Below are 26,593 nucleotides of genomic sequence, written 5' to 3'. Positions count from 1 at the left end.
CGATCATCGGGCGCCCCGCTGCAATGGAGACGAATCATGATGACCGCCGAACTCTGGCCGCAACTCGTCGCTTTCGGGCAGGTGGTCGCCATCGACCTCGTTCTGGCCGGCGACAACGCCATCGTGGTCGGCATGGCCGCCGCCGCCGTCCCGGCGGAGCAGCGGCGCCGGGTCATCCTGTGGGGCATCAGCGCCGCCATCGTGCTGCGCATCATCTTCGCGCTGATGACCACGCAGCTTCTCGCCATCATCGGGCTGACGCTGGCCGGCGGCGTGCTTCTGCTCTGGGTCTGCTGGAAGATGTTCCGCGAACTGCGCTCCCAGGGCGCCGACGAGGTCACGCCGGAGGAGGCTCTGGAGGCCCCCGACGTCCTGCCCGCAACAGCCTCCTTCAGCAGCAACGCGGCGGTGGCCGCCGCCGGCAGCGTCTCGGTGGGCGCCGCCGTCTGGCAGATCGTGGTGGCCGACGTGTCGATGTCTCTTGACAATGTGCTGGCGGTGGCCGGTGCTGCCAAGGAGCATCCGACCGTGCTTGTGCTCGGCCTGCTGCTCTCGGTGGCGTTGATGGGCGCCGCCGCGAACGTAATTGCACGTGTTCTGCACAAACATCGCTGGATTGGTTGGATCGGTCTTGCGATCATCACTTATGTTGCGCTCGACATGGTCTGGCGGGGCTCGAACGAGGTTCTGGCCCACACGGCCTGGCTCGGCTGACGGGAAGACAGGGATAAGGCCTGCCGCGGACGGCGTGCGGCGGGGCCAACGAGAAGCAAGACCGCCGTTGGGGAAGAGATGACATGTCCAAACCGTTAGGAATTGCCCAGGATAAGGTGGTGCGCCCAAGCCGGCTGGGGGGCGTTCAGGGGCGCCTGTTCACCGGTGTCGGCGCCGTGATGTGCTGCACGCTGGTCGCCATCGGGGTGGCGCTGACCGGATACGCCGGCTTCGGCCGGACGCTGCAGGTCATCACCGCGGAGGCCGTGCCGTCCGCGCTCGGCGCCCTGCGGGCGGCCCAGCACGCGGGGCGCATCGACGCGCTGGCTCCGGCCTTCCGCTCCGTCACCAGCAAGGAGGAGAAGGCCGATCTCGCGGCGCGCATCGCGATGGAACGGCACGACTTCGAACGCGAGCTGCGCGATCTGACCGAGCTGGAGCAGAACAGCACCAACGCCGCGTCCCACGCCGGCGGTCCGTCCGAAACCGCCGCCGCCAGCAACGCCGCCCAGGCCCTGCTCGCCAACGTCACGCTGCTCGATCAGGCGGCGGACAAGCGGATCGGGCTGAGCGACCGCCGCTCCGAACTGCTGGAGCAGGTGGTCGTCGCCACGCGGCGCCTGTCCCAACTCGTGGCGCCCTGGAAATCGATCCACGGCAGCGGCGTGGACATGCAGCGCGCCGCCTTCCGGGACGACACCCGCCCGGCGGAGGAACGGCTGAAGGCCGGCGAGGAGTATCTCCAGACCGAGGAGCAGCTCGCCATCGTCCGCGGCATCGACGACGGTGCCACCACCGTCCGCGGCCTGCTGACCGAAGCCGCCGCCAGCTCCGACGAAAACCGGCTGTCGATCATCGAGGCGCAGACGCGCATCCTCGTCACCACGATGACCGCCAACTCCGGACAGCTGCCCGAAGCCTCGCGCGAGGCGATGGCCGAGCCGCTGAAGGCGATCGAAACCCTCTCGATCGAGCCGAACGGGCTGATTCCCACCCGTCTGGCCGAGCTGGAGATCCTGAAGGCGCAGCGGGACCTGCTGACCAACAACCTGAGCCTGTCCGAAGCGCTGTCCATGGCGGTGGTCAACCTCGTGCACACGCAGGAGGGCGCCATCACCACCGCCGCCGAGGACAGTGAGAAGGCGCTGTCCAACGGCACGCTCCTTCAAATCGGGGTCGGCGTGGTCAGCCTGCTGCTGTCGGCGCTGGTCGTTCTGGTCTTCGTGCGCCGGATGGTGGTGCGCCGCCTGCTCACCCTTCAGGGCGGGATGGAGAAGATCGCCGCCGGCGACCTCGACGTGACGGTTCCCGCCGGCGGCCGCGACGAGATCTCCGCCATGGCCCGCACGGTGGAGGTCTTCCGCGAGAACGCCCTCGCCAAGCGCCGGCTGGAGGCCGAGCAGATCGAATCCGCCCGCCGCGCCGAAGAGGACCGCAAGCGCTCGCTGGAGGAGATCGCCAGCAGCTTCGAGGGGGCCGTCGGCAGCGTGGTCAGCCGCTTCGTGGCGGAATCCACCGAAATGGAGGAAAGCGCCCGCAGCATGTCGGCCACGGCTGAGGAGACCAACCGCCTCGCCACCAGCGTCGCCGCCGCCACCGAGCAGACCTCGGCCAACGTGGAGACGGTCGCCGCCGCGTCGGAGCAGCTCACCAGCTCCATCGAGGAGATCACCCGCCAGATCACCGAATCCACCAACATCGTCCGCGAGGCGATGACGCTGGCCGAACGCGCCAACGGGCAGATCGGCGGACTGGCGGACTCCGTGCAGAGCATCGGGCGCGTCGTCGATCTCATCAACGACATCGCCAGCCAGACCAACCTGCTGGCGCTCAACGCCACCATCGAGGCGGCCCGCGCCGGCGAGGCCGGCAAGGGCTTCGCCGTCGTCGCCAACGAGGTGAAGGCGCTGGCCGCCCAGACCGCCCGCGCCACCGGCGAGATCGCCGCCCAGGCCGCGGGCATCCAGAGCGCGACCGGCGAGGCCGTGCAGGAGATCCAGGCGGTCGTCCAGGTGGTCACCCGCGTCGGCACCATCGGCGCCACCGTCGCCGCGGCGGTGGAGCAGCAGAGCGCGGCCACCAAGGAGATCGCCCGCAACGTCCATCAGGCGGCGCTGGGCACCACCGAGGTGACGCAGACCATCGCCGGCGTCAACGCCGCCGCCGACCGCAGCGGCACCGCCGCCCGCACGCTCCTCGACAAGGCCCACGACCTCGCCGACGGCGCCAACGCGCTCAACCGCGAGCTGTCCGGCTTCCTGCAGCGCGTCCGCGCGAGCTGACGGAAACGCCCTTCCCCGCGGCGGTGCGCGGGGAAGGGCGTTTCTCCTTTAGAGCGCCTAACAGAACCATCTCTGGACGAAGCGCCAGCAGATGAGGCTGGCCGCGATATGGTGAAAGGCAGTGAAGATGTCGGCGCGCCGTTCGTAGCGGACGGCGATGCGGCGGAAGCGGGCAAACCAAGCGAGCGTACGCTCGACCACCCATCGATATCGGCCGAGACGCTCGCTGCTTTCGACGCCACGCCGGGCAATCCGCGGAATGATCGCTCGTTGGCGCAGCGCCCGCCGGCAGTGAGCGAAGTCGTAGCCCTTGTCGGCATGCAGCTTGGCCGGTCGCCGCCGGGGCCGGCCCGCACACTGGCGGATCGCCGGCACGGCATCGACCAGCGCCTCCAGCAGCTTGCTGTCGTGCCGGTTGGCTGGCGAGATCCTCAGGGCGAGCGGGATGCCGTTAGCATCGACGAGGATGTGGCGCTTGGAGCCCGGCTTGCCGCGATCCGTCGGGTTCGGGCCGGTCTCCTCACCCCCCTTTTTGCCGGGACGCTGGCGCTGTCCACCGCCGCACGATCCCAGTTGATGGCGTTGGCATAGCCGAGACGGTCGAGCAGCACACGATGCAGCCGTTCCCACACGCCAGCCCGATGCCACTCGTGCAGACGCCGCCAGCAGGTCATACCCGAGCCGCAGCCCATCTCCACCGGCAGAAGCTCCCAAGGAATACCCGTGCGCAGCACGAACAGGATGCCGGTCAGCGCAGCACGATCGCACAGCCGGGGCCGTCCGCCTTTCGGCTTGGGCGGCTCCGGCGGGATCAGAGGTTCGATGATCGCCCACAAGGCGTCGCAAACAAGAGGGGCTGCCATGCCCCTACCAACCGTTCCCAGCCGGTTTTGTTACGCACTCTTACTCCGAGATCACGATCTGGCGTTCGCGCCCGCCCTTGCCGACGATCTTCAGCACGCGGCGCCCGCGCTCGTCGCGGCTGGATTCGTCCAGAACGACCCGCCCCAGCGCGGCGAGCAGGTGCAGAAGCTCACTGTTCGAGGCCACCCCGAAGCCTTTGCGAAGCTCCGCCAGCAGGACCTCGGTCTCATCGCGCGTCGTCACGGGCCCTGCCCTCCGGCTTTTGATTGCGGGCCCCAGCCTGCCGCAGGACGGGCGCCGCTGTCGAGTGCCCTGAAAGCGCAAGACAACGGCTTGACAGGCGGCTTGCCAGCGCGCCCCGCGGCCACTACGGTCACTGCCCGTATCGTCACCCCCGCGCCCGATGGCGCCGGCGGACCAGTCAGGAGAGGCAGCATGGCAAAGACAGGCAACGGGCGGAACGGCGCGGACAAGCCGGCCTCCGGAACCTTCACGGGCACGCCGGCGGAGCGCCTGGTCCGCTATTGGCGCAACAGCGACCGCCGCTTCGACGAACTGCTCGACGAGACGCTGGACGCCGGCCGCCAGGCGGTGCTGGAAGCCGCGCTGGACAAGCTGCGCGAGGAGGAACAGCCGGAATTCCTCGACGAGGTGGAGACCATCGCCGAATCCGTCCGCCGCACCGACGCCCAGGGCGACGACATGATCGCTACCCTCTTCTGGCTGGCGGTGGAGGTGTCCGGCGACCTGTCGCAGCCGCCCGCCGTGGAGACCATCGAAGAGGCGCTGGATTCCACCGGCCTGCTGGAGACCGCCGCCGACACACGCCTGCTGCCGGTCTGGCTGGAGCCGGAAGCGCTGGTCTATCTGGAGGCCGCCGACCGCCGCACCCTGCTGCGGCGCATGCTGGACTCGACCGACGCGGCGCTGCGCTTCGTCCGCGAGGGCGACCTGCTGGCCGATCCGGCGGACGTCGGCACCCGTCTGGTCGGCGTCGTCGGGCTGATCGAGGAGGAGGCGGAAGCCGTCGAGGCCGCCGGCGAGGATGCGGTTCCCGATTTCCTCGGGCTGGCCCGCATCGGCGAGGACGGCGAACCCGAACTCGACCCCGCCGAGGAGACCCGCATCCGCGAAGCGCTGGCCCGCTTCACGGCGGCCATCCAGGGCGCCGACCCGCGCGTCCAGCGCTGCGAGCCGGCCGGTGGGCTGAACGACCTGCTCGACCTGATCGCCGAGGCCGATTGGACGGACAATGGCGAACTGGCGGAACTCGCCTCCTTCATCGACGTGGCGAGCGACGAGACGGCGGACGCCGTGGTGGACGCGGTGGTGACCAGCACCGCGCACGGCCTGTTTGTCCGCGCCTTCAACGCCGACGGGCGGCTGCTGGACGAGCGGGCCTTCACCCTGCAGGGCGACGAGGCCGCCCAGGCCGTCACCCTGCTCCAGCAGCGCTGCCGGAGCGTGACCAAGGAGTAAAAAGAGGCGGTTCCCGGCCGTCTTGTGACGGGACGCCCCTTCGCCACCCTGTTGTTCGGCGCGGAAATCGGGTACACCCCTATTGGCAACCCGGTTTCCTGTCCCCACCCCAGTCTTGGAGCTTCTTCGATGCGCGACCAGTCACTCTCCATCGCCGAGGCGGCGGCCTGGCTGAAGTGCTCGGAAGCCGAGGTGGAGGAACTTGTGCAGGCGGGCCGGCTGCGCGCCGACCGGATGGAGCCGGCGATCGACCGGATCTCGCTCAACACCGTCATCGTCCTGGCGGAGAGCCTGCCGGTCGAACGCCGCATCTTCGAGGTGCGCGAGGCCGCCGGGCGGATGGACTCCTCCGAATCCCGCGGCCACTACCCGTCCCGCCCCTCCGGCGGCATGGACCAGCGCCCGCCGGTGGTCGTGGAGCGCCGTCCCTCGCGGTCCTTCACCCCCCGCTGATCGCGTCAGCCAGGGTTCCGGTCTGAATCAGGCGCCGCCGGGCAGAGACCCCGACGGCGCCCGAGTCCTGTCGGCTCAGACCAGTTCGACGCGCAGCGCGGTCGGGCCGCCATCGCCCGGCACGGCGACAAAACGCACGTCCTCCCCGTCGGCCACCACTTCCAGCCCGGACTGGCGCAGGATCGCGCGGTCGAAATAGACGCCGATGCCCGTCTCGTCGTCCCACGGGTCGATCAGGCCGGACTGGCTGTCCAGATTGTACCAACGCACGGTGCCGTAGATCATCTCACCGGTGGGCACCGGCATCAGGGTCGGGGCCGACCGCTCGCGCCGCGGCTTGGGCTCGCGGATGGCCGCCGGGGCGGCGGGGCGCACGGCCTGGGGGTCGCCGCCCTCCGGCTGGCGCTGGCGGCGCTGCTTCGGCGCGCGGGCCGGCTTGGCCTCCGCCGGGTCGGCGGGGGTGATGGAATGGATGGCCACGACCTGCGGCCCCTTCGGGGTCTCGGCGATGTCGCAGACGAGGCCGGTGCCCTCGGTCAGCGACACCTCGCCCAGCGAGGCGAGAACCCGGGAATGCAGAAACGCCTCACCGCTTCCGTCGGCGAAGCGGACGAAGCCGAAGCCCTTGTCGGCCTTGTACCATTTGACGACCGCCGTAACCTGCTGCTTTTGCTCTTCGCTCACTCTGGACACTCGATGCATGGAGGACAACCGGTCCAACAGTGACCGGATTTGTCGATCCGCGCAATGCGGCATCCGTTCGCCGCCCCCGCAATCGCACTTCGGTTTCACCCTTTCCCACGGGAAAGAGGCGCCCCCGGCCGCCGGTCCAACGGACCACCGCAGCAAAAGAGCGGAAAATTTTAAGTAAACGCACAAAAACGCTCTTTAAATCCGCTTTAAAAGCCGCCCTGTACTCTCCCCTCCGAAGTCCATCGCGGAGAATCCCGTGGCTCGCTTCCGGCCCAACCGATTTAGGATGAGGATCTCCCGATGAGCCTGTTCAGCGCCATGCGGTCCGGTGTGAGCGGCATGTCCGCGCAAAGCTCGCGGATGGCCGCCATTTCGGACAACATCAGCAACTCCGCCACCATCGGCTACAAGCGCGCCGCGGTCGACTTCTCGACGCTGATGACCTCCTCCGGCTCGACGAGCAACTACTCCGCGGGCGGCGTCCGCTCCAACGTGCATTATCAGGTGTTGAAGGACGGGACCATCCAGGGCACCCAGTCCGCCACCGACATGGCCATCGAGGGGCGCGGCTTCTTCGTCGTCGCCGACAACGCCGGCACCACCGGAACCTCGCCCGGCTACGCGCTGACCCGCGCCGGCAGCTTCCTGCCTGACGACCAGGGCTTCCTGCGCAACAGCGCCGGCCAGTATCTCCAGGCCTGGAAGCTGGGTCCGGACGGCAGCCTGCCCGCGGTGAACCGCAGCAGCTTCGACGGGCTGAGCGCCGTCTCCATCGCCGGGCTGGCCTATGGCGGCAGCAAGACGACGCAGATGAGCTTCGCCGGCAACCTGCCGGCCCAGGCCACGGACGGCACCAGCTTCGACACCTCCACCTCGCTCTATGACGGGCTCGGCAACCCGCTCGACGTCACGATGACCTGGACGAAGACGGCCAACCCGAACGAATGGACGCTGTCGGTCACGCCGCCCGCCGGCTACACCGCGACGCTGTCGACCAGCACCGTCACCTTCAACACCACGGGCGCCAACGCCGGCCTGCCGGCGGGCGCCCTGCCGCAGATCACGCTGACCTCGCCGGCCAACCCGACGCCGGACACCGTCAACGTCACGGTCGGCAACCTGACGCAGCTCAACGGCGACTACGTGCCGCAGTTCATGGGCGACGGCGCCCGCGCCGGCCGCGTCAGCACCGTGGACATCGACAAGGCGGGCACGCTGTGGGCCGTCTACGACAACGGCGCCCGCCAGCCGCTCTATCAGGTGCCGGTCGCCGACGTGGTCAACCCCGGCGGTCTGGTCCCGCAGGACGGCAACACCTACACGCTGGGCATCGACAGCGGCACGATGACGCTGAGCAACGGCAACAGCGGCACCGCCGGCTCGGTCGCCGGCTACGCGCTGGAGCAGTCGAACGTCGACATCGCGGAGGAACTGGTGTCGCTGATCGAGACGCAGCGCGCCTACTCCTCGAACGCCACGCTGGTGCGCACCGCCGACGAGATGGTGGACGAGACCACCCGTCTGAAGCGCTGACGGACGGGAAAGGGGATAGCCCGCCATGAGCCTCCAACTGGCCCTCAGCGCCGCCCTGTCCGGGCTGCGCGCGACCCAGCAGCAAGCCGCGCTGGTCTCGCACAACATCACCAACGCCACCACCGCGGGCTTCGTCCGCAAGGATCTGGCCGTCTCCACCGCGATCGGCGGCGGGCGCGGCCAGGGCGTGCGCGTCGACGGCGTGCTGCGCAGCGTGGACGAGTTCCTGATCCGCGACGCCCGGTTCGAACAGAGCCGCTACACCGCGCAGGAAACCCGCGCCTCGGCGCTGGCCGACTACGCCACCGCGCTGGGCCAGCCGCAGGACGAGCGGTCCGTCTCCACCGCCTTGGCCAAGCTCCAGCAGTCCTTCAGCCAGCTCCGCAACCAGGCGGACAACGAGGCGGCGCGCACCGCCGTGGTGGATTCCGCGGAATCGCTGGTGCGCCGCCTGCACGACACCGCCGCCGCGGCCATCACCGTGCAGAACGACGCCAAGGCGCGGCTCCAGTCCTCCGTCGACGAGGTCAACCGCTCGCTCGTCCGCATCGGGGAGCTGAACAGCACCATCGCCACCCAGAAGGCCAAGGGCGCCGAGACCGGCGACCTGATGGACGAGCGCGACCGGCTGCTCGATCAGGTGTCGAGCGAGATCGGCATCCGCACCCACACCCGCGAGAGCGGGGAGGTCGTGGTGATGACCCGCAACGGCCAGACGCTGCTCGACCGTGAGCTGCCGGCGGGCGCCCAGCCGCTTCAGCTCGTCGGCGGCGATCTGGTGGCCGGCGGCAAGATCATCTCCGACAACCCGGACCAGGACATCCAGAGCGGGCGCATCATGGGCTATGTCCAGACCGCCCACCAGGACATGCCGCGGGCGCTGGCCCAGCTCGACGAGCTGGCGGCGGGCATCGTGCAGCAGTTCCAGGCGGCGGAGGCCGACCCCACCCAGCCCGGCCTGTTCACCGACGCCGGCGCCGCCTATGGCGCGACGGAAGGGCTGGCCTCGCGCATCGCCGTCAACGGCAGCGTGCGAAGCCACCCCTGGATGGTGCAGAGCGGCGTCCAGGCGGGCGCTCCGCTGGCGTCGGGCGACACCACGCAGATCGACCGCTTCCTGAACGCCTTCTCGGCCACCCGCAGCTTCGCCGCGGCGGACCTGCCCTCCTCGGCCACGCTGGGCGACTACGCCACCGGCATGGTCTCCACCCAGCAGGGCTACCGCACCACCGCCGAGTCCGAGATGAAGACCCGCAAGATCAGCGCCGACGCGCTGCAGTCGGCGCGTCTCAACCGCGACGGCGTGAACGTCGACGACGAAATGCAGAAGCTGCTGCTGATCGAGCAGAGCTACGGCGCCAGCGCCCAGGTGCTCCAGGCCGCCGGGCGGATGCTCGACACGCTGCTCCAGATCCGGAACTGACGCCATGCTCTACAACGCCGTCTCCACCCTCGGCCTGTCCAAGCGCCTGCAGACCGCCAACACCGAGCTTCAGCTCGAGCGGCTGCGCAACAACGACGAGATCGCCAGCGGCAAGCATTTCGACGTCGCCAAGGCGCTGGGTGCGCGCACCGGGCAGGCCATCGCGCTGCGCAACCTGTATGACGAGACCGACCAGACCCTGAAATCCACCGCCCTGCTGCAGGGGCGGCTGGGCACCATGGACAGCGCACTGACCAACATCCTGTCCGCCGGGCAGGACGTGCTGGCCGCCGCCTCGGTCGGGCTGGGCCAGCCCTCGCCCACCGGCAGCTCGCTCCAGGTGCGGGCCCGCGCCATGCTGGAGCAGGTGGTGGGCATGCTCAACGCCTCCTCCGGCAACGGCTACCTGTTCGGCGGGGTGGAGGTGAAGACCGCCCCCATGCGCGCCGTGCAGGGCGACGAGTCCGGCCTGCCCTCGCCCATCCAGATCGTGCAGGACGCCATTGCCGCGGCCACCGGAGGCACGTCATCGCCGCAGACTCCGGCCGAGACCGCTGCCGCCGTGGCGGCGCTGGACGACCTGTTCGCCACGCCGTCGGCCTCGCCGCTCGGCTTCGAGGGCGGGTTCTACCAGGGGGCGCCCTCGACCGCGCCGCGCCTCAGCGCCCGGCTCGACCGCACGACCGAGATCCCCTACGGCATCCAGGGCAACGACCCGGCCATGCGGGACCTGCTCCAGGGCCTCTACATGCTGGCCAGCGTCGACACCAGCCAGCTGCCGCTGGACGCCTACAAGCCCTACATGGAGGCCGCGGTCGCCAAGGTGTCGGGCGGCATCGAGGGGGTGCGCGACGCCACCGCGCAACTGGGCATCCACCGCGCGCAGCTCGACGACATCGCGGCGATGAACACGACGCAGCTGCGCATCCTCAACGACCAGCTCGACGCGATGGAAAGCGTCGATCCGGCGGAGGCCAGCCTGCGCATGAACCAGCTCGAAGTGCAGATCGAGGCGACCGCGGCGGCCACCGCCCGCATCGCCCGCATGAGCCTCACCAATTACCTGTAGGAAGCCTCTTTCCCACGGGACGATGAAAGACGGTCTGATGACGCACGGCCCGACGAAGCACGGCCCGACGAAGCATGGCCCGATCCGCCGCACCCTCCGCGCCTTGGCGCTCGCCATGGCCTGCCTGCTGGCCGCCGCCGCCGTGGCAGAGGAGGGGCTGGCCCAGACGCGGGTGAAGGATCTCGTCACCTTCGACGGGGTGCGCCGCAACCAGCTCATCGGCTATGGCCTCGTGGTCGGGCTGAACGGCTCGGGCGACCGGCTGATCAACACGCCCTTCACCGAGCAGAGCCTGAAGGGCATGCTGGAGCGGCTGGGCATCAACACCCGCGACGAGGTGCTGCGCACCCGCAACGCCGCGGCGGTGATGGTCACAGCCTCGCTGCCGCCCTTCGCCCGCCAGGGCACGACCATCGACATCACCGTGTCGGCGCTGGGCGACGCCACCAGCCTGCTCGGCGGCACGCTGCTGGTCACGCCGCTGCTGGGCGCCGACGGGCAGGCCTACGCCGTGGCCCAGGGGTCGCTGTCGGTCAGCGGCTTCTCGGCTGGCGGGGTGGCCGCCAACGTGACCAAGGGCGTGCCGACCAGCGCCCGCATCGCCAACGGCGCCATCGTGGAGCGCGAGCTGAAATTCGCGCTGGACGAGACGACCGGCGTGCGCATGGCGCTGCGCAACCCCGACTTCACCACCGCCAACCGCATCGCCGACGCGGTGGCGGTGCGGCTGGGCAGCAGCGCCGTCCATGTGCTGGACGCGACCACCGTCGATGTGCGCATCCCGCCCCGCTACACCGGCGCGGTCGCCCGGCTGATCGGCGACATCGAGCAGCTCACCGTGCGCCCGGACGGCATCGCGCGGGTGGTGGTGGACGAGCGCAGCGGCACCGTGGTCATTGGCGACGATGTGCGCATCAGCCGCGTCGCCATCACCCAGGGCAACCTGACTGTCCGCGTGGTGGAGACGCCCCAGGTGTCGCAGCCGCAGCCCTTCTCCGACGGGCAGACCGTGGTGGTGCCGCGTACCGACGTGCAGGTGCAGGAGGGCAACGGGCGCCAGTTCGTCACCATCGGCGGCAACGTCAGCCTGCAACAGCTCGTCAACGGTCTGAACGCGCTGGGCGTCGGGCCGCGCGACATGGTCGCCATCCTCCAGGCGATCAAGGCGGCGGGCGCGCTGCACGCCGACCTGGAAATCATCTGACACCTCCGGCTGGACGACGACGCGATGGACATCTCCCCCCTTTCCCCGACCGCCCAAACCGCGCGTTCCGCCGCCGCGAAACCCGCCACCCAAAACCACTCCGCCAAGAAGGCCGGACAGGAATTCGAGGCGCTGATGGTCGGGCAGATGCTGGAATCCATGTTCGCCGGCGTGGAGACCGGCAGCGCCTTCAGCGGCGGCCAGGGCGAGCGGACGTGGCGCAGCTTCATGCTCCAGGAATATGGCAAGGCCATCGCCGAGGCCGGCACTCTGGGGATCGGCCGCATGGTCGAGGCCGATGTGGCCCGCCTCTACGGCCAGACGAGCGAAGGAGCCAAGGGATGAGCCGCCGTTTCAAGGACCTGATCCGCGAATTCGCCCCCGACGCCAAGCCGGAGGCGGACGCCGCCCCCGTCGCCGCCGCGGAACCTGAGATCCCCGCGCTGGCCGACGGGCCGACCGCCGTGGTGATGACGGAGTTCCTCGACACGGTGGCCGAACTGAGCGTCCTGCTGGACGAGGAGACGGCGGCGCTCGCCGCTGGCGAACTGGAGGGGCTGGAGGTTTACGCCCGGCGCAAGCAGGCGATGGCCGACCGGCTGGGCGGCATCATGACCCAGGCGCAGTCGGGCACGCTGCGGCTGAACGACGACCTGCGCGCGATGATCCTGGAGCGGGTGGAGCGGCTGGACCGCGCCATCAACGACAACGCGGCGGGGCTGGTCGCCATGCGCAAGGCCGTGCTGTCGATCAACCGCAGCCTTCTGGTGGCCCTGGAGAAGGCGGCCAGCGACGGCCTCTACGCCCCCTCCGGCCACGCGGTGCGCCCGGTCGAGCTGTCGGCGTCGGGCCTGAACGCGGAGCTGTAGGCCCAGCCGAATTGGAGTTCCCTCTCCCGCCCCGGGAGAGGGTGGCGCCGACGGCGCCGGGTGAGGGTCGTCCAAGGATCAAGGGGCCGATTCTCGGCAGCACCCTCACCCTTCCCACGCTTCCGCGTGGGCCCCTTCCCTCTCCCGGGACGGGAGAGGGAGTGAAAGCGCCTTGCCAAGGGTTCCGCCGCCGGATGCGGGCCGCTATAGTCCGGCGTCCGCTTGGCCGCATCTTCCCAAGGCTTCCGCATGCCCGCAAACGACCGCGCCGGCTCCCCGTCGCTCGCCGTCTTCACCCATGGCGAACTGATCGGCGACGCGCTCATCAAGATTCCCTTCGTGCGCGCCCTGCGGGGTCTGTTCCCGGACCACCGGATCACCTGGATCACCACCGAGGGCACCCATCTGGCGACCACGCTGCGCCCGATGATGGATGGGCTGATCGACGAGTTCCGGGCCGACACCGGCATCGGGCGCAGTCCGCTCGGCCTGCTGAAGCCCATGCCCATCAAGGATCGCTTCTCGCTGGTGCTGGACACCCAGGCGCTGCCCTGGCGGACGCTGTTGGCGCGGCGGCTGAAGCACGACCTGTTCGTCTCGGCCTGCGCCGGCTACCGCCTGTCGGACCGCCGTCCACCCCCCGGCTACAAGGAGCCGCGGCACGTGCTGGACCGCTTGTTCGACCTGCTGGAGGTGGCCGGCGGACGCCGCCCCCCGCTGGACATGGCCGTGCCCATCCCGGCCGAGGCTGAGGCCGAGGCGCGCGCCGTCCTGCCCGACGGGCCGGGCTATGTCGCCATCGCGCCGGGGGCGGGCAAGCGCGTGAAGTGCTGGCCGCTGGACCGCTTCGTGGAGTTGGCCCGCGCCCAGGTCGCCGATGGGCGGGTGCCGGTCTTCATCCTCGGCCCGGCGGAGCTGGACTGGCTGCCCGAGCTGCGCGCCGCGGTGCCGCAGGCGCTGTTCCCGCTCCAGGACGCCGAACTGGCGGAGCCGCGCTATTCCCCGGTCCGGACCATCGCGCTGACCCGGCGCTGCGCCGCGGCGGTCGCCAACGACAGCGGGACCAGCCACCTGTTCGGCCTCGCCGATGTGCCGCTGCTGACCCTCTACGGCCCGACCATCGCGGAGAAGCTGCGCCCCAAGGTGACGCGGGGCGCGGTGCTGACCGCCGCCGCCTTCGGCGGCCGCGAGATGGAGCGCATTCCCGCCGATGCGGCGATCCGGGAGGTCGAGGCGCTGATCCGTTCGTGAGCCGCCCTCGGCTTTCGTTCAGCCGGCCGTCCCCACTCCGCAAACCCGCCGACGGAGAATTCCAGGGCCAAAGCCCCCGCTCGCCTGTTATGGTTGCGGGAAGCCTCTCGCACCACGGGGTCCGGGCATGGAAGAAAAGCTGATTGCCTACATCGGCCGGTTGAAGGAGCAGATCGCCACCCTGCGCTCCGCCGACTTCACCACCCCGGAGGAGCGGGTGTCGTGCGAGGCCGTGGCCGACAGCCTGGAACTGGTCGTGCGCGAGTTGACGGACCTCATCGAGATCCGCTGACCCGCGCCACGCCGCGAAAAACGTCCGTGACGGCGACTCACGCCGGCTCGTAGAAGCGTGCCAGCTCGCACGCCGGAACCGGGCGCCCGATCAGATAGCCCTGGAGCTGGTTGCAGGACTCGTTCTTCAACAGGGTCCGCTGCTCCTCCGTCTCCACACCCTCCGCCGTGACCGCAATGTCCAGGCTCTTCGCGAGGGCCAGGATGGTGCGGATGATCGACAGGGACTCGCGGTTCTCCGCCATCAGCTGGACGAAGGATCGGTCGATCTTCAGCTTGTCGAAGGTGAATTTCTGAAGGTAGCTGAGGCTGGAATAGCCTGTGCCGAAATCGTCCAGGGCGATGCGCACCCCCGCGGCCTTCAGGGCGGTCAGCGCCGCCAGGGCGCGTTCGGTGTCGTCGATCATCACCCCCTCGGTCACCTCGATCTCCAGCCGGTGCGGCGGCAGCCCCTCCTCCTCCAGGATGCCGAGAATCGTGGCCGGGAGGTCGGAGTGGCGGAACTGGATCGGCGACAGGTTCACCGCCACCTTGACCGGGTCCGGCCAGTTCCGGGCGTCCCGGCAGGCGGTGCGCAGCACGAACTCGCCGAGCTGCATGACCAGCCCGCTCTCCTCGGCCAGCGGCACGAACTCCGACGGGGGGATCATGCCGCGCTCCGGATGATTCCAGCGCACCAGCGCCTCGAAGCCCAGGATGCGGTGCGTCCGGCAATCCTCCAGCGGCTGGTAATGGACGCTGAGCGCGCCGTCGCTCAGCGCCTGACGCAGGTCGCGCTCCAGGCCGCGGCGGGCCTGCAGCCGCTCGTCCATCGCCGCCTCGAAGAAGCGGAAGGTGCCCCGCCCCTCCGACTTGGCGCGGTAGAGGGCGGTGTCGGCGTGCTGGAGCAGCGCTTCCGCGCTGCTGCCGTCCTGCGGGAACAGGGCGATGCCGACGCTCGTCCCGACCACCATCCGCTGGCCGTCCAGCTCGGCCGGGGCGCCCAGCGCCTTCACCAGCCGGTCGGCCAGGGCCAGCGCCTCGCCGGGCTGGGCGATGCGGTGCAGCACGGCGAACTCGTCGCCGCTCAGCCGCGCCACGGTGTCGTGGCTGGGCACCGCCTCCAGCATGCGGCGCGCCATCTCCTGCAGCAGCCGGTCGCCCGCCGGGTGGCCCAGCAGGTCGTTCACCGCCTTGAAGCGGTCGAGATCCAGATAAAGCACCGCCACCCCGGTGCGCGCCCGCCCCGCGCTGGCCAGCGCGCCGTTCAGCCGGTCGAGGAACAGGGAGCGGTTCGGCAGGCCGGTCAGCAGGTCGTGATGGGCCATATGGCGGATGCGCTCCTCCGCCCGCTTGCGCTCGCGGATGTCGCGCACGGCGACCACGCGGGCGGGACGGCCCTCGTGCGTGATGTCCTGTCCGTGCGCCTCGACCATCACCAAGGTGCCGTCGTCGTGCAGCAGGTCCAGCTCCACCCGCTCGGAGGTCGGTTGGGCCAGCTTGCGCTCAATGTCGGAGCGGCGGTTCTGCACCACGAAGCGCAGCATGGACTGGCCGATGAACTGCGCCTGCGGCTTGCCCAGCAGCTCCGCCATGGCACGGTTGACGTCGAGAACCACGCCGTCGCGGTGGATCACGATGCCTTCCGTGGTGGCGTCAGCGAGCTGGCGGAACCGCTCCTCGCTGGCCCGCAGCCGCGCCGCCTCGTGCGCCGTCCTGGCGGCCAGCCGCTGGTCGACGATGGCCCCGGCGAGGCCCAGAGCCATCACCACCGTGGCCGTCACCGCGATGGCGACCGCCAGCAGGCCCGGCTCCATGATCTGGTCGGACATGTCGTGCAGCGGATCGGGGATCAGCGTGACGCCGGCCATGCCGGTGAAATGCAGCCCGCAGATGCCCAGCGCCAGCAGGGCCGCCCCCGCCGCCAGCCCCTTCAGCGATCCGATCCGCAGGGCGGCGGTGAAGCCCGCCCCGGCGAGCAGGACGCCCAGGCCCAGCGCCACAGCAACGTAAATCGGATCATAATGCAGGTTGGCCGGCACCTGGAGCGCCGCCATGCCGGTGAAGTGCATCGCCGTCGCCGCGGCCCCGGCGATGGCGCCGCCCAGCGGGGCGGCCAGCCGCCCGCCGCCGATGGCGTGGCGGATGCCCACCGCGGCGCCGCCGATGGCGATCAGGCTCGACAGGACCGTCAGGCCGACGTCGTAGCCCGTGGGCAGGCTCGTCTGGAACGCCAGCATGGCGATGAAATGGGTCGCCCACACGCCGCCGCCGGTCGCCGTCGCGGCACCGGCCAGCCAGCCCCGGCGCGCCCGTCCCACCGCCGCCGCGGCGCGGCGGGCAAGGTTCAGGGACACCCAGGCACCGAATCCACAGACCGCCCCCGCCAGCAGCACGAGCCACAGATCGTGCTGCTGGGTTATGCAGGCATACACACGCATCATCCGGCGTTCATCCCGTTCCGGCGGCTCGACGCCGCTTGATCCGATTACCTTAATCTTTTGGTACGTTAATAATCCTTTTTCGGATCCATCCGGAGCGCGGAATCGGCATGCGTAAGTTGCACGGTTGCTACAGTCGATAGCGCAGCGCGTCGACCAGGGCGGCCAGGGCCGGGGGGATCTGCCGGCGGCTGGGGTAGTAGAGGTAATAGCCGGGAAACGGTGTGCACCAGTCGTCCAGCACGCGGACCAGCCGTCCGGCGGCGACGTGCTCCGCCACCTCGTCCTCGAAGATGTAGGCCAGCCCCCTCCCGTCCAGAACGGCGGCCATGATGACGTCCATGTCGTTGGACACCAGCGATCCCGACACCCGGACGTTCACCGGATGGCCGTCCTCCTCGAACTCCCAGACATAGACGGCGCCGGACGTGGTGAAGCGGTAGTTGATGCAATCGTGCCCGGCCAGATCCTGCGGGGCGCAAGGCACCGGACGCTGCGCGAAGTAGGAGGGCGCCCCGACGATGGCCGCCCGGATGTCCGGGCCGATGCGCACCGCGATCATGTCCTTTTCGAGTTGCTCGCCCAGCCGGACCCCGGCGTCGAAGCGGCTGGCCACGATGTCGGTCAAGCTGCTGTCGATGGACAACTCCACCTGCACCTCCGGATAGTCGGCGAGGAAGCGCGACAGCACGGGCCACAGCACCCGGACGGCGGCGTGCTTGCCAGTGGTGATGCGCAGCGTGCCGGCGGGCTTCTCGCGCAGTTCCCCCACCGCCGCCAGCCCGGCGGCGATGTCGTCCAGCGCTGGCCGCAGCGTGCGGAGCAGCCGCAGTCCGGCTTCCGTCGTGGACACGCTGCGGGTCGTGCGGGCCAGCAGGCGCAGGCCCAGCCGGTCCTCCAGCGCCTTCATGGCGTGGCTGAGCGCGGATTGGGACATGCCCAGCCGGGCCGCCGCCCGCGTGAAGCTCCCCTCCTCCGCCACGACGGCGAAGGCCGCCAAATCGCTGAGGTCGTTCCGGTTCATTCATGCACCAAATTCATAAGCTCAAGCGGATTGTACCGGCTATTCGGCTCGCAGCGAAGCGGTTAGGATGATCGTGGTCACGTTTGCGGGCCGAACAAACGGACAGGTCGTGCGCTTCAACGGAAGACCGACTCCCACGCTGGGTTGTTTGCCGAACCCGCCGGACGCGACCACACTGCACACGGTCTTTTCGTGGCTGGGATTCACGCAGGAATTGCCCGCCGAAGGCCCGCACCATAATACCCGACAGGCAGAGTCGAGAGACAGGGATCATCCGATGATTCGTTTGAACATCAACGGGCAGGACCGGGACGTCGACGTGCCCGGCGACATGCCGCTTCTGTGGGTCCTGCGGGACGAGCTGAACCTGACCGGCACCAAGTTCGGCTGCGGCATCGCCCAGTGCGGCGCCTGCACCGTCCATATGGACGGCACGCCGATCCGCGCCTGCCAGACCCCGGCGGAATCCGCAGCCGGCACCAAGATCACCACCATCGAGGGTGTGTCCGGCACGGTCGCCCAGGCCGTCCAGGCCGCCTGGCAGAAGCTGGACGTCGTGCAGTGCGGCTACTGCCAGTCCGGCCAGATCATGAGCGCCGTGGCGCTGCTGACCGACAACCGCAACCCCACGGACGACGACATCGACGCGGCGATGGACGGCAACGTCTGCCGCTGTGCCACCTACCCGCGCATCCGCGCGGCCATCAAGGACGCCGCCAAGGCGATGGGGGCCTGAGCCATGCTGAACCAGCTCATCAAGCAGGCGGCGGCGGACGTCGCAGCACCCTCGCGCCGCGGCTTCCTGAAAGGGGCCGGCGGCGCCCTGGTTCTCGGCGCCATGCTGCCCCGGACGGGGTTCGCCAGCGAGGCCGCCGCCCCCAAGGTCGTCGGCCCGGCGGACCCGCGCCCGCAGGCCTTCATCCGCATCGCCGCCGACGACACGGTCACCGTGCTGGTCAAGCATCTGGACAAGGGCCAGGGCATCATGACCGGCCTGACCACTATCGTCGCGGAGGAGCTTGACGCCGACTGGGCGCAGATGCGCGGCGCCTTCGCCCCGGCGGACGGCGCGCTCTACGCCAACCACTTCTTCGGCATCCAGGGCACCGGCGGCTCCACCGCCGTCGCCAACAGCTGGGACGAGCTGCGCATGGCCGGCGCCGCCGCCCGCGCCATGCTGGTCGCCACCGCCGCGGCGCGCTGGTCGGTCCCGGCCTCGTCCGTCACGGTGGAACAGGGCGTCGTCCGCCACGCCGCCTCCAACCGCAGCGCCCGCTTCGGCGAGCTGGCGGAGGACGCGGCGAAGCTGCCCGTCCCGCAGAACGTCGCGCTTAAGGACGCCAAGGACTACAAACTCATCGGCAACCCGTCGCTGCACCGGCTGGACCATGTGTCCAAGACCGATGGCACGGCGATCTTCGCCATGGACATCCGCCGCCCCGGCCAGGTGACGGCGGTTCTCGCCCGCTCCCCCCGCTTCGGCGGCACGGTGAAGTCGGTGGACGCCGCCGCAGCCAAGCAGGTGCCGGGTGTCCTGGAGGTGCTGACCCTGCCGATGGGCGTCGCGGTCGTCGCCAGGAACACCTGGGCCGCCATGAAGGGCCGCGAGGCGCTGACGGTGGAGTGGGACGACGCCAAGGCGGAGATGCGCGGCACCGAGGAGATGCTCGCCGACTACCGCAAGCTGGCCGACCAGCCGGGCAACGTCGCCACCGACACCGGCGACGCGGCGAAGGCCCTGGCCGGTGCCGCCAAGGTGGTGGAGGCGGAGTTCGTCTTCCCCTACCTCGCCCACGCCCCGATGGAGCCGCTGAACGCGACCGTGGAGCTGACTCCGGACGGCGGCTGCACCATCTGGGCCGGCTCCCAGTTCCAGGGGGTGGAGCAGAAGGTCGCCGCCGGCATCCTCGGCTGCAAGCCGGAGCAGGTGGTCATCAACACCGTCTGGGCGGGCGGCAGCTTCGGCCGCCGCGCCACGCCGGACGCCGACTACATCGCGGAGGCGGTGACCATCGCCAAGGCCTATGGCGGCAAAGCGCCGGTCCATCTGGTGTGGACGCGCGAGGACGACATCCGCGGCGGCCGCTACCGCCCGCTGTTCCTGCACAAGGTGAAGGCCGGCCTGGACGCCTCCGGCACGCTGGTGGCGTGGCGGCAGAGCATCGTCGGGCAGAGCTTCATGATCGGCACCCTGTTCGAAGGCTTCATGGTCAAGAACGGCGTGGACGCGACCTCGGTCGAGGGGTCCTCGGACATGGCCTACACCGTGCCGAACCTGCACGTCGACCTGCATTCCCCGCCGTCGCCGGTGACCACCCTGTGGTGGCGCTCGGTCGGCCACACCCACACCGCCTACGCCAAGGAGGTGATGATCGACGAGCTGGCCGCGGCGGCGGGCAAGGACCCGGTGGCCTTCCGGCTGGAGATGCTGAAGGACCACCCGCGCCTCCAGGGCGTGCTGAAGCTGGCGGCCGAGAAGGCCGGCTGGGGCCAGCCGCTGCCCAAGGGCAAGGGCCGCGGCATCGCCGTGCATGAGAGCTTCAGCAGCTTCGTCGCCCACGTCGCCGAGGTTTCCGTGGACGAGCAGGGCCGCGTGACCATCGACCGCGTGGTCTGCGCGGTGGATTGCGGGCAGGTCGTGAACCCCAACATCGTCGAGGCTCAGGTCTCCGGCGGCACCGGCTGGGCCATCGGCCACGCGCTGCGCGACGAGATCACGCTGACCGGCGGGCTGGTGGATCAGAGCAACTTCGACGCCTACCAGCCGCTCCGCAACTCGGAGATGCCGCCGATCGAGGTTCACATCCTCCCCTCCACGGCCCGTCCGACCGGCGTCGGCGAACCCGGCGTGCCGACCGCGGCCCCGGCGGTCGCCAACGCCGTCTTCGCCGCCACCGGCAAGCGGCTGCATCACCTGCCCTTCACCCGCTCCGGCATGGTGTAAGGACGGCACAGGACACGGCAGGCCGGGGCGTTTCTCCCCCGGCCTGTCTGCCCTGTCCTGCCCGTATGACGTTTTTGCTGCAAATTCATGACGCCCGGCGTTAAGAGGAAACGGCAGAACCGACCGAGAGAACCGTTTCCATGCTGCTGCTGCGCGCCATCCGCTCCATGATGCCGAAGGAAGAGCGGGTCATTGAGCAATTCATCGAGCAGGCCCGGCACATCGTCGACGCCTCCGCCGCCCTGGAAGCCGTCATGCAGGCCGGTCCGGAGGAGCGCGCCGACCGCACCGCGACGCTGAAGCGGATCGAGAAGGACGCCGACCGCGTCGCCAAGGACGCCGGGCGCGGGTTGCACCGCGCCTTCATCACCCCCTTCGACCGGTCGGAGATCCAGGCGCTGATCAACGCGCTGGATGATTGCATCGACCTGATGGACGAGGTGCCGCGCCTCGCCGCGCTCTACGGCATCGAGACCTTCGACGACCGGATGATGCGCATGGCGGCGATCGGCCGCCGCCAAGCGGCCCTGCTGTCCGAGGTCATGCCGCTGCTGACCAAAATCTCCGTCCACGCCGACCGCATCCTGCACATCTGCGGCCAGATCTCCGACCTGGAGGACGAGGCCGACGAGATCCTGCGCGACGCCATGAAGTCCCTGATCGCCGAGCGTCCGGAGATGATCGACTTCCTGGGCCGCCGCGAGGTCTACGAGCTGCTGGAAGCCGTCACCGACCGCTGCGACGACGTGGGCGACCTCATCGAAGGCATCACCCTGGATCAGGCGTAAGGGCGGTTCTCGCCCACGGGCGGGGGGAGCGAAAGCCGCTCCCCCCGCACCCTGGCTCAAACCTGGGCCATGCCGCCGTCGGCGAACAGTTCCACGCCGTTGACGAAGCTGCTGTCGTCGGACGCCAGGAAGACGGCGGCCTTGGCGATTTCGTCGGGATCGCCGACGCGGCCCAGCGGCACCTGTGCCGCCAGATAATCCACCAAGCCTTCCTGCTGCGCCGCGTCCGGACCGGCCAAACCGACCAGACCCGGCGTGCGGATCGGGCCGGGGCTGAGCGTGTTGACGCGGATGCCGCGGTCCTTCAGGTCCAGGATCCAGCTGCGGGCGAAGTTGCGGACCGCCGCCTTGCTGGCGCTGTAGACGCTGAAGGCCGCCGTGCCCATGCTGCCGGCGGTGGACCCGGCGAGGATCACCGACGCGCCCCGGCCGAGCAGCGGCAGGGCCTTCTGCACGGTGAACAGCACGCCCTTCACATTGCGGTTGAACGTGTCCTCGTACTGCTCCTCGGTGATGGCGCCCAGCGGCAGCATGCCGCCGCCGCCAGCGTTGGCGTACAGCACGTCGAGACGGCCCGCCTCGCTCTCGATCCGGGCATAGAGCCGGTCGAGATCGGCCAGATTGGAGGAGTCGGCCTGCACCCCCGTCGCCGTGCCGCCGGCGTCCCGGATCGCCGTGACCGCGGCCTCCAGTTCGGATTGGCGGCGGCCGGTGAGGTAGACGGCCGCACCTTCGGCGGCGAAGCGCTTGGCCGCGGCGAGGCCGATGCCGCTGGTGGCGCCGGTGACGAGGGCGATCTTGCCGTCGAGCTTGCGTGACATCGGAAGTCTCCTTGGGACTGGGTTGTTCGCTGGAGACAAAGCTATCGACGGCAGGCACACATCGAAATAGAAACGGCTGAAAACCATCGTTGCAGGATTGGCGATGTCGAAGCTGCCGGATTTCGAAGGGCTGGCGATGTTCGCCAAGGTGGTGGAGGAGCGCTCCTTCGCCGGTGCGGCCCGCGCCATGGGGGTGTCGGTCGCCACGGTATCGCGCGCGGTCGGTCGGCTGGAGGAGCGGTTGGGCGGACGGCTGTTCAACCGCACCTCGCGCCGGCTGGCCTTGACCGATTTCGGCCATTCCCTGGCCGAGCGCGCGATGCGCCTTTACGACGAGGCGGAGGCGGTCGAGAACGCGGCGCGCGAACTGTCCAGCCGCCCGCGCGGTCTGATCCGTCTGGCGGTGCCGATGTCGTTCGGGTTGCGCTGGGTGGCGCCCCTGCTGCCGGACTTCTTCCGTCTCTATCCGGAGATTTCCATCGACCTGCATCTGAGCGACGCGACCGTCGATCTGGTGGGCGAAGGTTTCGACGCAGCGCTGCGGATCGCCGTGCTGCCGGACAGCTCGCTGGTGGCCCGGCGGCTGTGCCCCATCGCTCCCGTCGTCCTTGCCGCCCCCGCCTACATCGCCCGCCACGGCCTGCCCCGGCATCCGCGTGACCTGAAGGACCATCATTGCCTGGGCTACGCGTACCGGCGGCGCCAGGACATCTGGCACTTCACCAACGGCGCCGGCGAGGAGGAGAGCGTGACTCCGTCCGGCCCGCTGCGCGTGACCAACGCCGACGCCCTGGTGCCGATGCTGCTGGAGGGGTTGGCGATCGCCGAACTGCCGGAGTTCATGGCCGCGGAGCATGTGGCGGACGGGCGACTGACCGCCATCCTGACCGACTGGTCGCTGCCGAAAGGCGGGCTCTACTTCGTCACGCCGTCAGCCCGCACACGCCCGGCGAAGGTCGGGGTCCTGGCCGACTTCCTGGTCGAGCGCCTGTCGGAGCCGGCGTGGCGGCGGTCCGTCGGCCTGGGCGAAGACTAACACGCCCCGGTTATGGTTAACGGTACATAAACCAATTCACGGCTAATTTCGAAGCATCGCCGCTCCGATCCCGAGAGATTGCCGCCGTGAAGCTGCGCCTCGTCACCGCCGCCGCCCTTTGCGCCTTCCTCGCGATCCCGGGGGGCATGACCACCGGACGGAGCGCACAGGCCGCGGGCGACTCCACCCCCTATGGCCACAGCACGGAGGCGGAAGAGGTCGACCGCTTCCTGCGGGCGCTGCGCACCATCCGCGGCCAGTATGTCGAACCGCTGACCGACCGCGAGTTGGTGGACATCGCCATCAAGGCGATGGCCGGGCGGGACCGCTACTCCGCTTATCTCGACGACGGTGAATACCGCCAGTTGCAGGCGTCGAACGACGGCGCCTTCGCCGGGCTGGGCATCCGCTACGAGGCCCACGGCACCCGAGTCCGCATCGCCGAAACCGTTCCCGAGTCCCCCGCGGAGGCCGCCGGGCTGCGCTCCGGCGACGTGATCCTTGCGGTGGACCAGCAGCCGGTGGGCGGGGCGGAGCTGGCGACCGTCAAGCAGATGCTGAGCGGGCCGGAAGGGGCGGCGGTGTCTCTGACCGTCCTGCGCGCCGGGACGCCGGACCCCTTCGAGGTCAGCGTGGTCCGCGGCAAGCTGCGCATCCCCTCGGTCCGGCTGGCCGCCGTCGGGACGGTGGGCTACATCCGCATCACCCGCTTCGACCGCCAGACCGCCACCGGGGTCAGCACGGCCATCCGCTCACTGCGCGAGCGGATCGGGCCGGACATCGGCGGCTTCATCATCGATGTGCGCGACAATCCCGGCGGGCTGGTGCAGGCGAGCGTCCGCGTCGCCGACGCCTTCCTCGACAAGGGAACGATTCTGACCGCCCGCGGTCCCGGGCGCGGGGCGGACAAGACCTACACCGCCACCCCCGGCGACGAGACGGACGGCCTGCCGCTGGTGGTGCTGGTGAACGCGAAATCCGCCTCGGCCGCGGAGATCCTGACCGGGGCGCTCAAGGACCACCGGCGCGCCACGGTGATCGGCACGACGACCTTCGGCAAGGGGATCATCCAGAGCGTCATCCCCTTCGACAGCGGGGCGCTGAAGCTGACCACGGCGCGCTACTACACGCCGTCGGGCCAGTCCATTCACCAGATCGGCATCCAGCCCGACGAGACCATCGCGGAGCCGGCCGCGGAGGACGGGCAATCCGCCCCGCCGTCCAACGGCATCCCCAACGCGGCCAACGATCAGGCCTTCGCCCGCGCGCTGTCCATTCTCCGGTCCCGCTGAGGATCAGAAGATCACCTCGCCGGCCAGCAGGGCGAGCACGAGGAAGACCAGGAAGATGATCAGCGCGATCCCGAAGAGGATCTTCGCGACTCCCGCGGTGGCCGACGACACGTTGGTGAAGCCGAGCGCGCCAGCGACCAGAGACACCACGAAAAAGATCAACGCCCATTTCAGCATGGACCGCTCCTGCGCGTTCTGAAACCCAGCCGGCACGTCCGGCAGGGTAGGAACCTCGCGGACCGCCGCAGGTTCCAGCGCAGGCCGGTCAGGCTCCCCCTATTCGCCCGAGTCCGGAATTCCGCGGGATGGCCGTGCCGTTGCGGGTTACCACCCGGTGCCGGAGCGGTTCGGCAGGGATTGGCGCGTCATGCCCTGGTCCATGCCGGACTCGTTGGGCGACCGCGTGCGGCTTTGCGGCTCGCTCACGCCCGACCCGCCGTAAGAACCGCCGTTATAGGGGCCGGGGCTGGAACTGGTCCCGTTCGGGTTGACGTTGGGCTCGTCCACGCCCTGGCTGCCGGACGTGCCGCCGCCCGTCAGGCCGCTGCCGGGGCCGCCGCTGTTCATCCCGCTGCTGCCCGTTCCGCCGCCGTCCATGCCCGAACAGGCGGCCAGAAGCATCGCGGCCGACGCCGCGATCATCAGATTGCGCATGACGCACTCCCTACGCTGAGGTCTTGAAGGTACAGCCCTTCTCAACGGGCCCGGTCCGGGAGGGTTCCGATTTCGAAACCCCGGACACCCATGGGCGTTTCAGCGTCCGGCGGCCTGGCGGCGCAGGGCCTTCAGTTCGTCGAACCGCGCGGTGACGTCGCGCATGACCGCCGCCATCCCGAGCATCGCCCCGTCGGCGTCCTTCAGCGGCACGATGGTGAACTCGACCGAGATGCGGGTTCCGTCCTTGCGCGTCGCCGGCACAGACAGCAGGTCGCCGCTGCCGTAACGGCTCTCGCCCGTCTTCATCACCTGATCGTAGCCGTCCCAATGGCGTTGGCGTTGACGGTCCGGAATGATGATGTCCAGCGACTGGCCGAGCGCCTCGTCGGCGGTGAAGCCGAACACGCGCTCCGCCCCCGCGTTCCAAAAGCGGATGATGCCGTCCCGGTCGGAATAGGCGATGGCCTCGGCCGGGCTGTTCAGCAGCGCCAGCCCCAGCCGTTGCAGATCGTTCTCGGTCATGAGTTCCCCCCTCGTCCCTGTGTTTCGGTCAAATGTCCAGAACCAGGCGTGCGCTGCGGGCGCGCGACACGCAGATCATCATCGTCTTTCCGGCGGCGCGTTCGGCGTCGGACAGGACGCTGTCGCGATGGTCGGGCTCCCCCTCCAGCACCGCCGTCTCGCAGGTGCCGCAGATGCCCTGCTCGCACGAGGAGTCGACCGCGACGCCGGCGGCGTCGAGCGCGTCGAGCACGCTCACCCCCTCCTTCACCGCGACGGTCACGCCGGAGCGGGCGCAGACGACCTCGAAGCGATCGTCCGGCGCCGCGTCACGCCCCGCATCCGCGCGCGGCGTGAACCATTCGAAGCGCACGTCCTGCGACGGCCGCGCCGCATCCGCGACCGCGTCCATCAAGCGCTGCGGGCCGCAGCAGTAGACGAGGGCATCGTCAGGCGTCGCCGCGAGCAGGTCGGCAACCGCCAGCCGCCGGCCTTCGTCCGCGGCGTGGACCACCACCTCGCCGTTGGCCAGATCGCGAAGCTCGGCGAGGAATGGCGCCTCGGCCGCGCTGCGCACGCAGTAATGCAGGACCCAGTCCGCTCCCCGGCGCGACGCCTCGCGGATCATCGGCAGCAGAGGCGTGATGCCGATACCCCCGGCGATGAACCGGTAGCGCTGGGCGGCGTCGAAGCGGAAGTTGTTCCGGGGGGGACTGATGGTCACTGTGGTGCCGAGCCGCAATTCCCCATGGATGAAGCGCGATCCCCGCCCGCCCGGCAGATTCAAAACGGCGATCCGATAGGCGGAGCGATCCGCCGGGTCGCCGCACAATGAGTAGGAGCGCACCGCCCCGTCCGGCAGATGCACGTCGATGTGCGCGCCCGGCTCGTAGGGCGGCAGCTCCTCGCCGTCCGGGTCGCGAAGCTCCACCAGCAGCACTTGCGGTGTGACGCGCGCCATATGATGGACGCGCATCGACCGCGT

The 26,593-nt window shown here is 69.8% G+C and carries 27 protein-coding genes; 17 read left to right on the top strand and 10 right to left on the bottom strand.

From position 1 onward, the window contains the following. The first annotated feature begins 36 nt into the window (after positions 1-36). The gene (locus tag Sp245p_RS33190; RefSeq protein ID WP_103041265.1) at positions 37-714 is read left to right on the top strand and encodes a TerC family protein; all 678 of its coding nucleotides are present in this window, start codon (positions 37-39) and stop codon (positions 712-714) included. Between the two features lie 83 nt (positions 715-797). Next, entirely contained in the window at positions 798-2,996 is a 2,199-nt protein-coding gene (locus Sp245p_RS33185) for a methyl-accepting chemotaxis protein (RefSeq protein ID WP_109139296.1), read from the top strand. Positions 2,997-3,053: 57 nt separating this feature from the next. On the opposite strand, the gene Sp245p_RS33180 is transcribed toward Sp245p_RS33185, so the two are convergent. Together Sp245p_RS33180 and Sp245p_RS33175 are read right to left on the bottom strand one after the other, a co-directional pair. Next, a protein-coding gene (locus Sp245p_RS33180) for an IS5 family transposase (protein ID WP_088123925.1) occupies positions 3,054-3,859 on the bottom strand; the annotation gives its coding sequence in 2 pieces (ribosomal slippage) (positions 3,054-3,532 and positions 3,532-3,859; 807 coding nt in all). 40 nt (positions 3,860-3,899) lie between these two features. Beyond that, positions 3,900-4,103 (bottom strand): hypothetical protein, encoded by a 204-nt coding sequence (locus Sp245p_RS33175; protein ID WP_014199687.1) that lies wholly within the window; start codon positions 4,101-4,103, stop codon positions 3,900-3,902. A 192-nt stretch (positions 4,104-4,295) separates the two neighbouring features. Between Sp245p_RS33175 and Sp245p_RS33170 the strand changes: the two genes are divergently transcribed. Together Sp245p_RS33170 and Sp245p_RS33165 are read left to right on the top strand one after the other, a co-directional pair. Beyond that, positions 4,296-5,339 (top strand): hypothetical protein, encoded by a 1,044-nt coding sequence (locus Sp245p_RS33170; RefSeq protein WP_014199686.1) that lies wholly within the window; start codon positions 4,296-4,298, stop codon positions 5,337-5,339. Between the two features lie 129 nt (positions 5,340-5,468). After that, positions 5,469-5,792 carry a hypothetical protein gene (locus Sp245p_RS33165; RefSeq protein WP_014199685.1) on the top strand — a complete coding sequence of 108 codons (324 nt, stop codon included), beginning with the start codon at positions 5,469-5,471 and terminating at the stop codon, positions 5,790-5,792. Positions 5,793-5,867: 75 nt separating this feature from the next. Here the strand turns inward: Sp245p_RS33165 and Sp245p_RS33160 are convergent, their stop codons facing one another. Next, entirely contained in the window at positions 5,868-6,476 is a 609-nt protein-coding gene (locus tag Sp245p_RS33160) for a cold-shock protein (protein WP_014199684.1), read from the bottom strand. Between the two features lie 309 nt (positions 6,477-6,785). On the opposite strand from Sp245p_RS33160, the gene Sp245p_RS33155 reads away from it, so the two are divergent. The 8 genes from Sp245p_RS33155 (at position 6,786) to Sp245p_RS35355 (ending at position 14,126) form a co-directional block, all read left to right on the top strand. Next, entirely contained in the window at positions 6,786-8,018 is a 1,233-nt protein-coding gene (locus Sp245p_RS33155) for a flagellar hook protein FlgE (RefSeq protein WP_014199683.1), read from the top strand. 25 nt (positions 8,019-8,043) lie between these two features. Then, positions 8,044-9,441 (top strand): flagellar hook-associated protein FlgK, encoded by a 1,398-nt coding sequence (gene flgK / locus Sp245p_RS33150; protein ID WP_014199682.1) that lies wholly within the window; start codon positions 8,044-8,046, stop codon positions 9,439-9,441. 4 nt (positions 9,442-9,445) lie between these two features. Then, a complete protein-coding gene (locus tag Sp245p_RS33145; RefSeq protein ID WP_014199681.1) occupies positions 9,446-10,510 on the top strand; it encodes a flagellin in 1,065 nt (354 codons plus the stop codon). Positions 10,511-10,547: 37 nt separating this feature from the next. After that, complete coding sequence (locus Sp245p_RS33140; RefSeq protein ID WP_052584580.1) at positions 10,548-11,714, top strand: flagellar basal body P-ring protein FlgI; 1,167 nt, start codon at positions 10,548-10,550, stop codon at positions 11,712-11,714. Between the two features lie 24 nt (positions 11,715-11,738). After that, positions 11,739-12,059: a rod-binding protein gene (locus tag Sp245p_RS33135; protein ID WP_014199679.1), complete on the top strand. Its 321-nt coding sequence runs from the start codon at positions 11,739-11,741 to the stop codon at positions 12,057-12,059. Beyond that, positions 12,056-12,583: a flagellar protein FlgN gene (locus Sp245p_RS33130; protein WP_014199678.1), complete on the top strand. Its 528-nt coding sequence runs from the start codon at positions 12,056-12,058 to the stop codon at positions 12,581-12,583. Before Sp245p_RS33135 ends, Sp245p_RS33130 begins: the two co-directional genes overlap by 4 nt. Positions 12,584-12,832: 249 nt before the next feature. Beyond that, a complete protein-coding gene (locus Sp245p_RS33125) occupies positions 12,833-13,834 on the top strand; it encodes a glycosyltransferase family 9 protein (protein ID WP_014199677.1) in 1,002 nt (333 codons plus the stop codon). A gap of 127 nt (positions 13,835-13,961) precedes the next feature. After that, on the top strand, positions 13,962-14,126 hold the full coding sequence (locus tag Sp245p_RS35355; RefSeq protein ID WP_014199676.1) for a hypothetical protein: 165 nt from the start codon (positions 13,962-13,964) through the stop codon (positions 14,124-14,126). Positions 14,127-14,163: 37 nt separating this feature from the next. Here Sp245p_RS35355 and Sp245p_RS33120 read toward each other — a convergent pair whose 3' ends face one another. After that, positions 14,164-16,548, bottom strand: a complete 2,385-nt coding sequence (locus Sp245p_RS33120; RefSeq protein ID WP_014199675.1) for a bifunctional diguanylate cyclase/phosphodiesterase — start codon at positions 16,546-16,548, stop codon at positions 14,164-14,166. A 127-nt stretch (positions 16,549-16,675) separates the two neighbouring features. After that, positions 16,676-17,569, bottom strand: coding sequence for a LysR family transcriptional regulator (locus Sp245p_RS33115; protein ID WP_014199674.1), 894 nt, complete (start codon positions 17,567-17,569; stop codon positions 16,676-16,678). A 277-nt stretch (positions 17,570-17,846) separates the two neighbouring features. Here Sp245p_RS33115 and Sp245p_RS33110 point away from each other — a divergent pair, with 277 nt between their 5' ends. From Sp245p_RS33110 to Sp245p_RS33100, 3 genes are all read left to right on the top strand, one after another. Beyond that, positions 17,847-18,305 carry a (2Fe-2S)-binding protein gene (locus Sp245p_RS33110; RefSeq protein ID WP_014199673.1) on the top strand — a complete coding sequence of 153 codons (459 nt, stop codon included), beginning with the start codon at positions 17,847-17,849 and terminating at the stop codon, positions 18,303-18,305. A 3-nt stretch (positions 18,306-18,308) separates the two neighbouring features. After that, entirely contained in the window at positions 18,309-20,513 is a 2,205-nt protein-coding gene (locus Sp245p_RS33105; RefSeq protein WP_109139294.1) for a xanthine dehydrogenase family protein molybdopterin-binding subunit, read from the top strand. 140 nt (positions 20,514-20,653) lie between these two features. Next, positions 20,654-21,301, top strand: coding sequence for a DUF47 domain-containing protein (locus tag Sp245p_RS33100; RefSeq protein ID WP_014199671.1), 648 nt, complete (start codon positions 20,654-20,656; stop codon positions 21,299-21,301). Between the two features lie 56 nt (positions 21,302-21,357). Here the strand turns inward: Sp245p_RS33100 and Sp245p_RS33095 are convergent, their stop codons facing one another. Next, on the bottom strand, positions 21,358-22,122 hold the full coding sequence (locus Sp245p_RS33095; protein ID WP_014199670.1) for an SDR family NAD(P)-dependent oxidoreductase: 765 nt from the start codon (positions 22,120-22,122) through the stop codon (positions 21,358-21,360). A 103-nt stretch (positions 22,123-22,225) separates the two neighbouring features. Between Sp245p_RS33095 and Sp245p_RS33090 the strand changes: the two genes are divergently transcribed. Together Sp245p_RS33090 and Sp245p_RS33085 are read left to right on the top strand one after the other, a co-directional pair. After that, positions 22,226-23,158, top strand: a complete 933-nt coding sequence (locus tag Sp245p_RS33090; RefSeq protein ID WP_014199669.1) for a LysR family transcriptional regulator — start codon at positions 22,226-22,228, stop codon at positions 23,156-23,158. A gap of 86 nt (positions 23,159-23,244) precedes the next feature. After that, the gene (locus Sp245p_RS33085) at positions 23,245-24,450 is read left to right on the top strand and encodes a S41 family peptidase (protein WP_014199668.1); all 1,206 of its coding nucleotides are present in this window, start codon (positions 23,245-23,247) and stop codon (positions 24,448-24,450) included. A 3-nt stretch (positions 24,451-24,453) separates the two neighbouring features. Here the strand turns inward: Sp245p_RS33085 and Sp245p_RS33080 are convergent, their stop codons facing one another. The 4 genes from Sp245p_RS33080 to Sp245p_RS33065 all read right to left on the bottom strand — a co-directional run bounded on the left by Sp245p_RS33080 (position 24,454) and on the right by Sp245p_RS33065 (position 26,584). Next, on the bottom strand, positions 24,454-24,627 hold the full coding sequence (locus tag Sp245p_RS33080) for a DUF1328 domain-containing protein (protein WP_014199667.1): 174 nt from the start codon (positions 24,625-24,627) through the stop codon (positions 24,454-24,456). A gap of 147 nt (positions 24,628-24,774) precedes the next feature. After that, entirely contained in the window at positions 24,775-25,104 is a 330-nt protein-coding gene (locus Sp245p_RS33075; RefSeq protein WP_014199666.1) for a hypothetical protein, read from the bottom strand. Positions 25,105-25,203: 99 nt separating this feature from the next. Further along, on the bottom strand, positions 25,204-25,629 hold the full coding sequence (locus tag Sp245p_RS33070; protein WP_014199665.1) for a PAS domain-containing protein: 426 nt from the start codon (positions 25,627-25,629) through the stop codon (positions 25,204-25,206). Between the two features lie 28 nt (positions 25,630-25,657). Further along, the gene (locus tag Sp245p_RS33065) at positions 25,658-26,584 is read right to left on the bottom strand and encodes a PDR/VanB family oxidoreductase (protein ID WP_014199664.1); all 927 of its coding nucleotides are present in this window, start codon (positions 26,582-26,584) and stop codon (positions 25,658-25,660) included. Positions 26,585-26,593 lie beyond the last annotated feature (9 nt).

The sequence above is a fragment of the Azospirillum baldaniorum genome (assembly GCF_003119195.2).
GTDB classification, from domain to species: domain Bacteria; phylum Pseudomonadota; class Alphaproteobacteria; order Azospirillales; family Azospirillaceae; genus Azospirillum; species Azospirillum baldaniorum.
The sequence above is the reverse complement of the archived record's forward strand: the minus strand, read 5'-3'. Positions and strand labels throughout refer to the sequence as shown.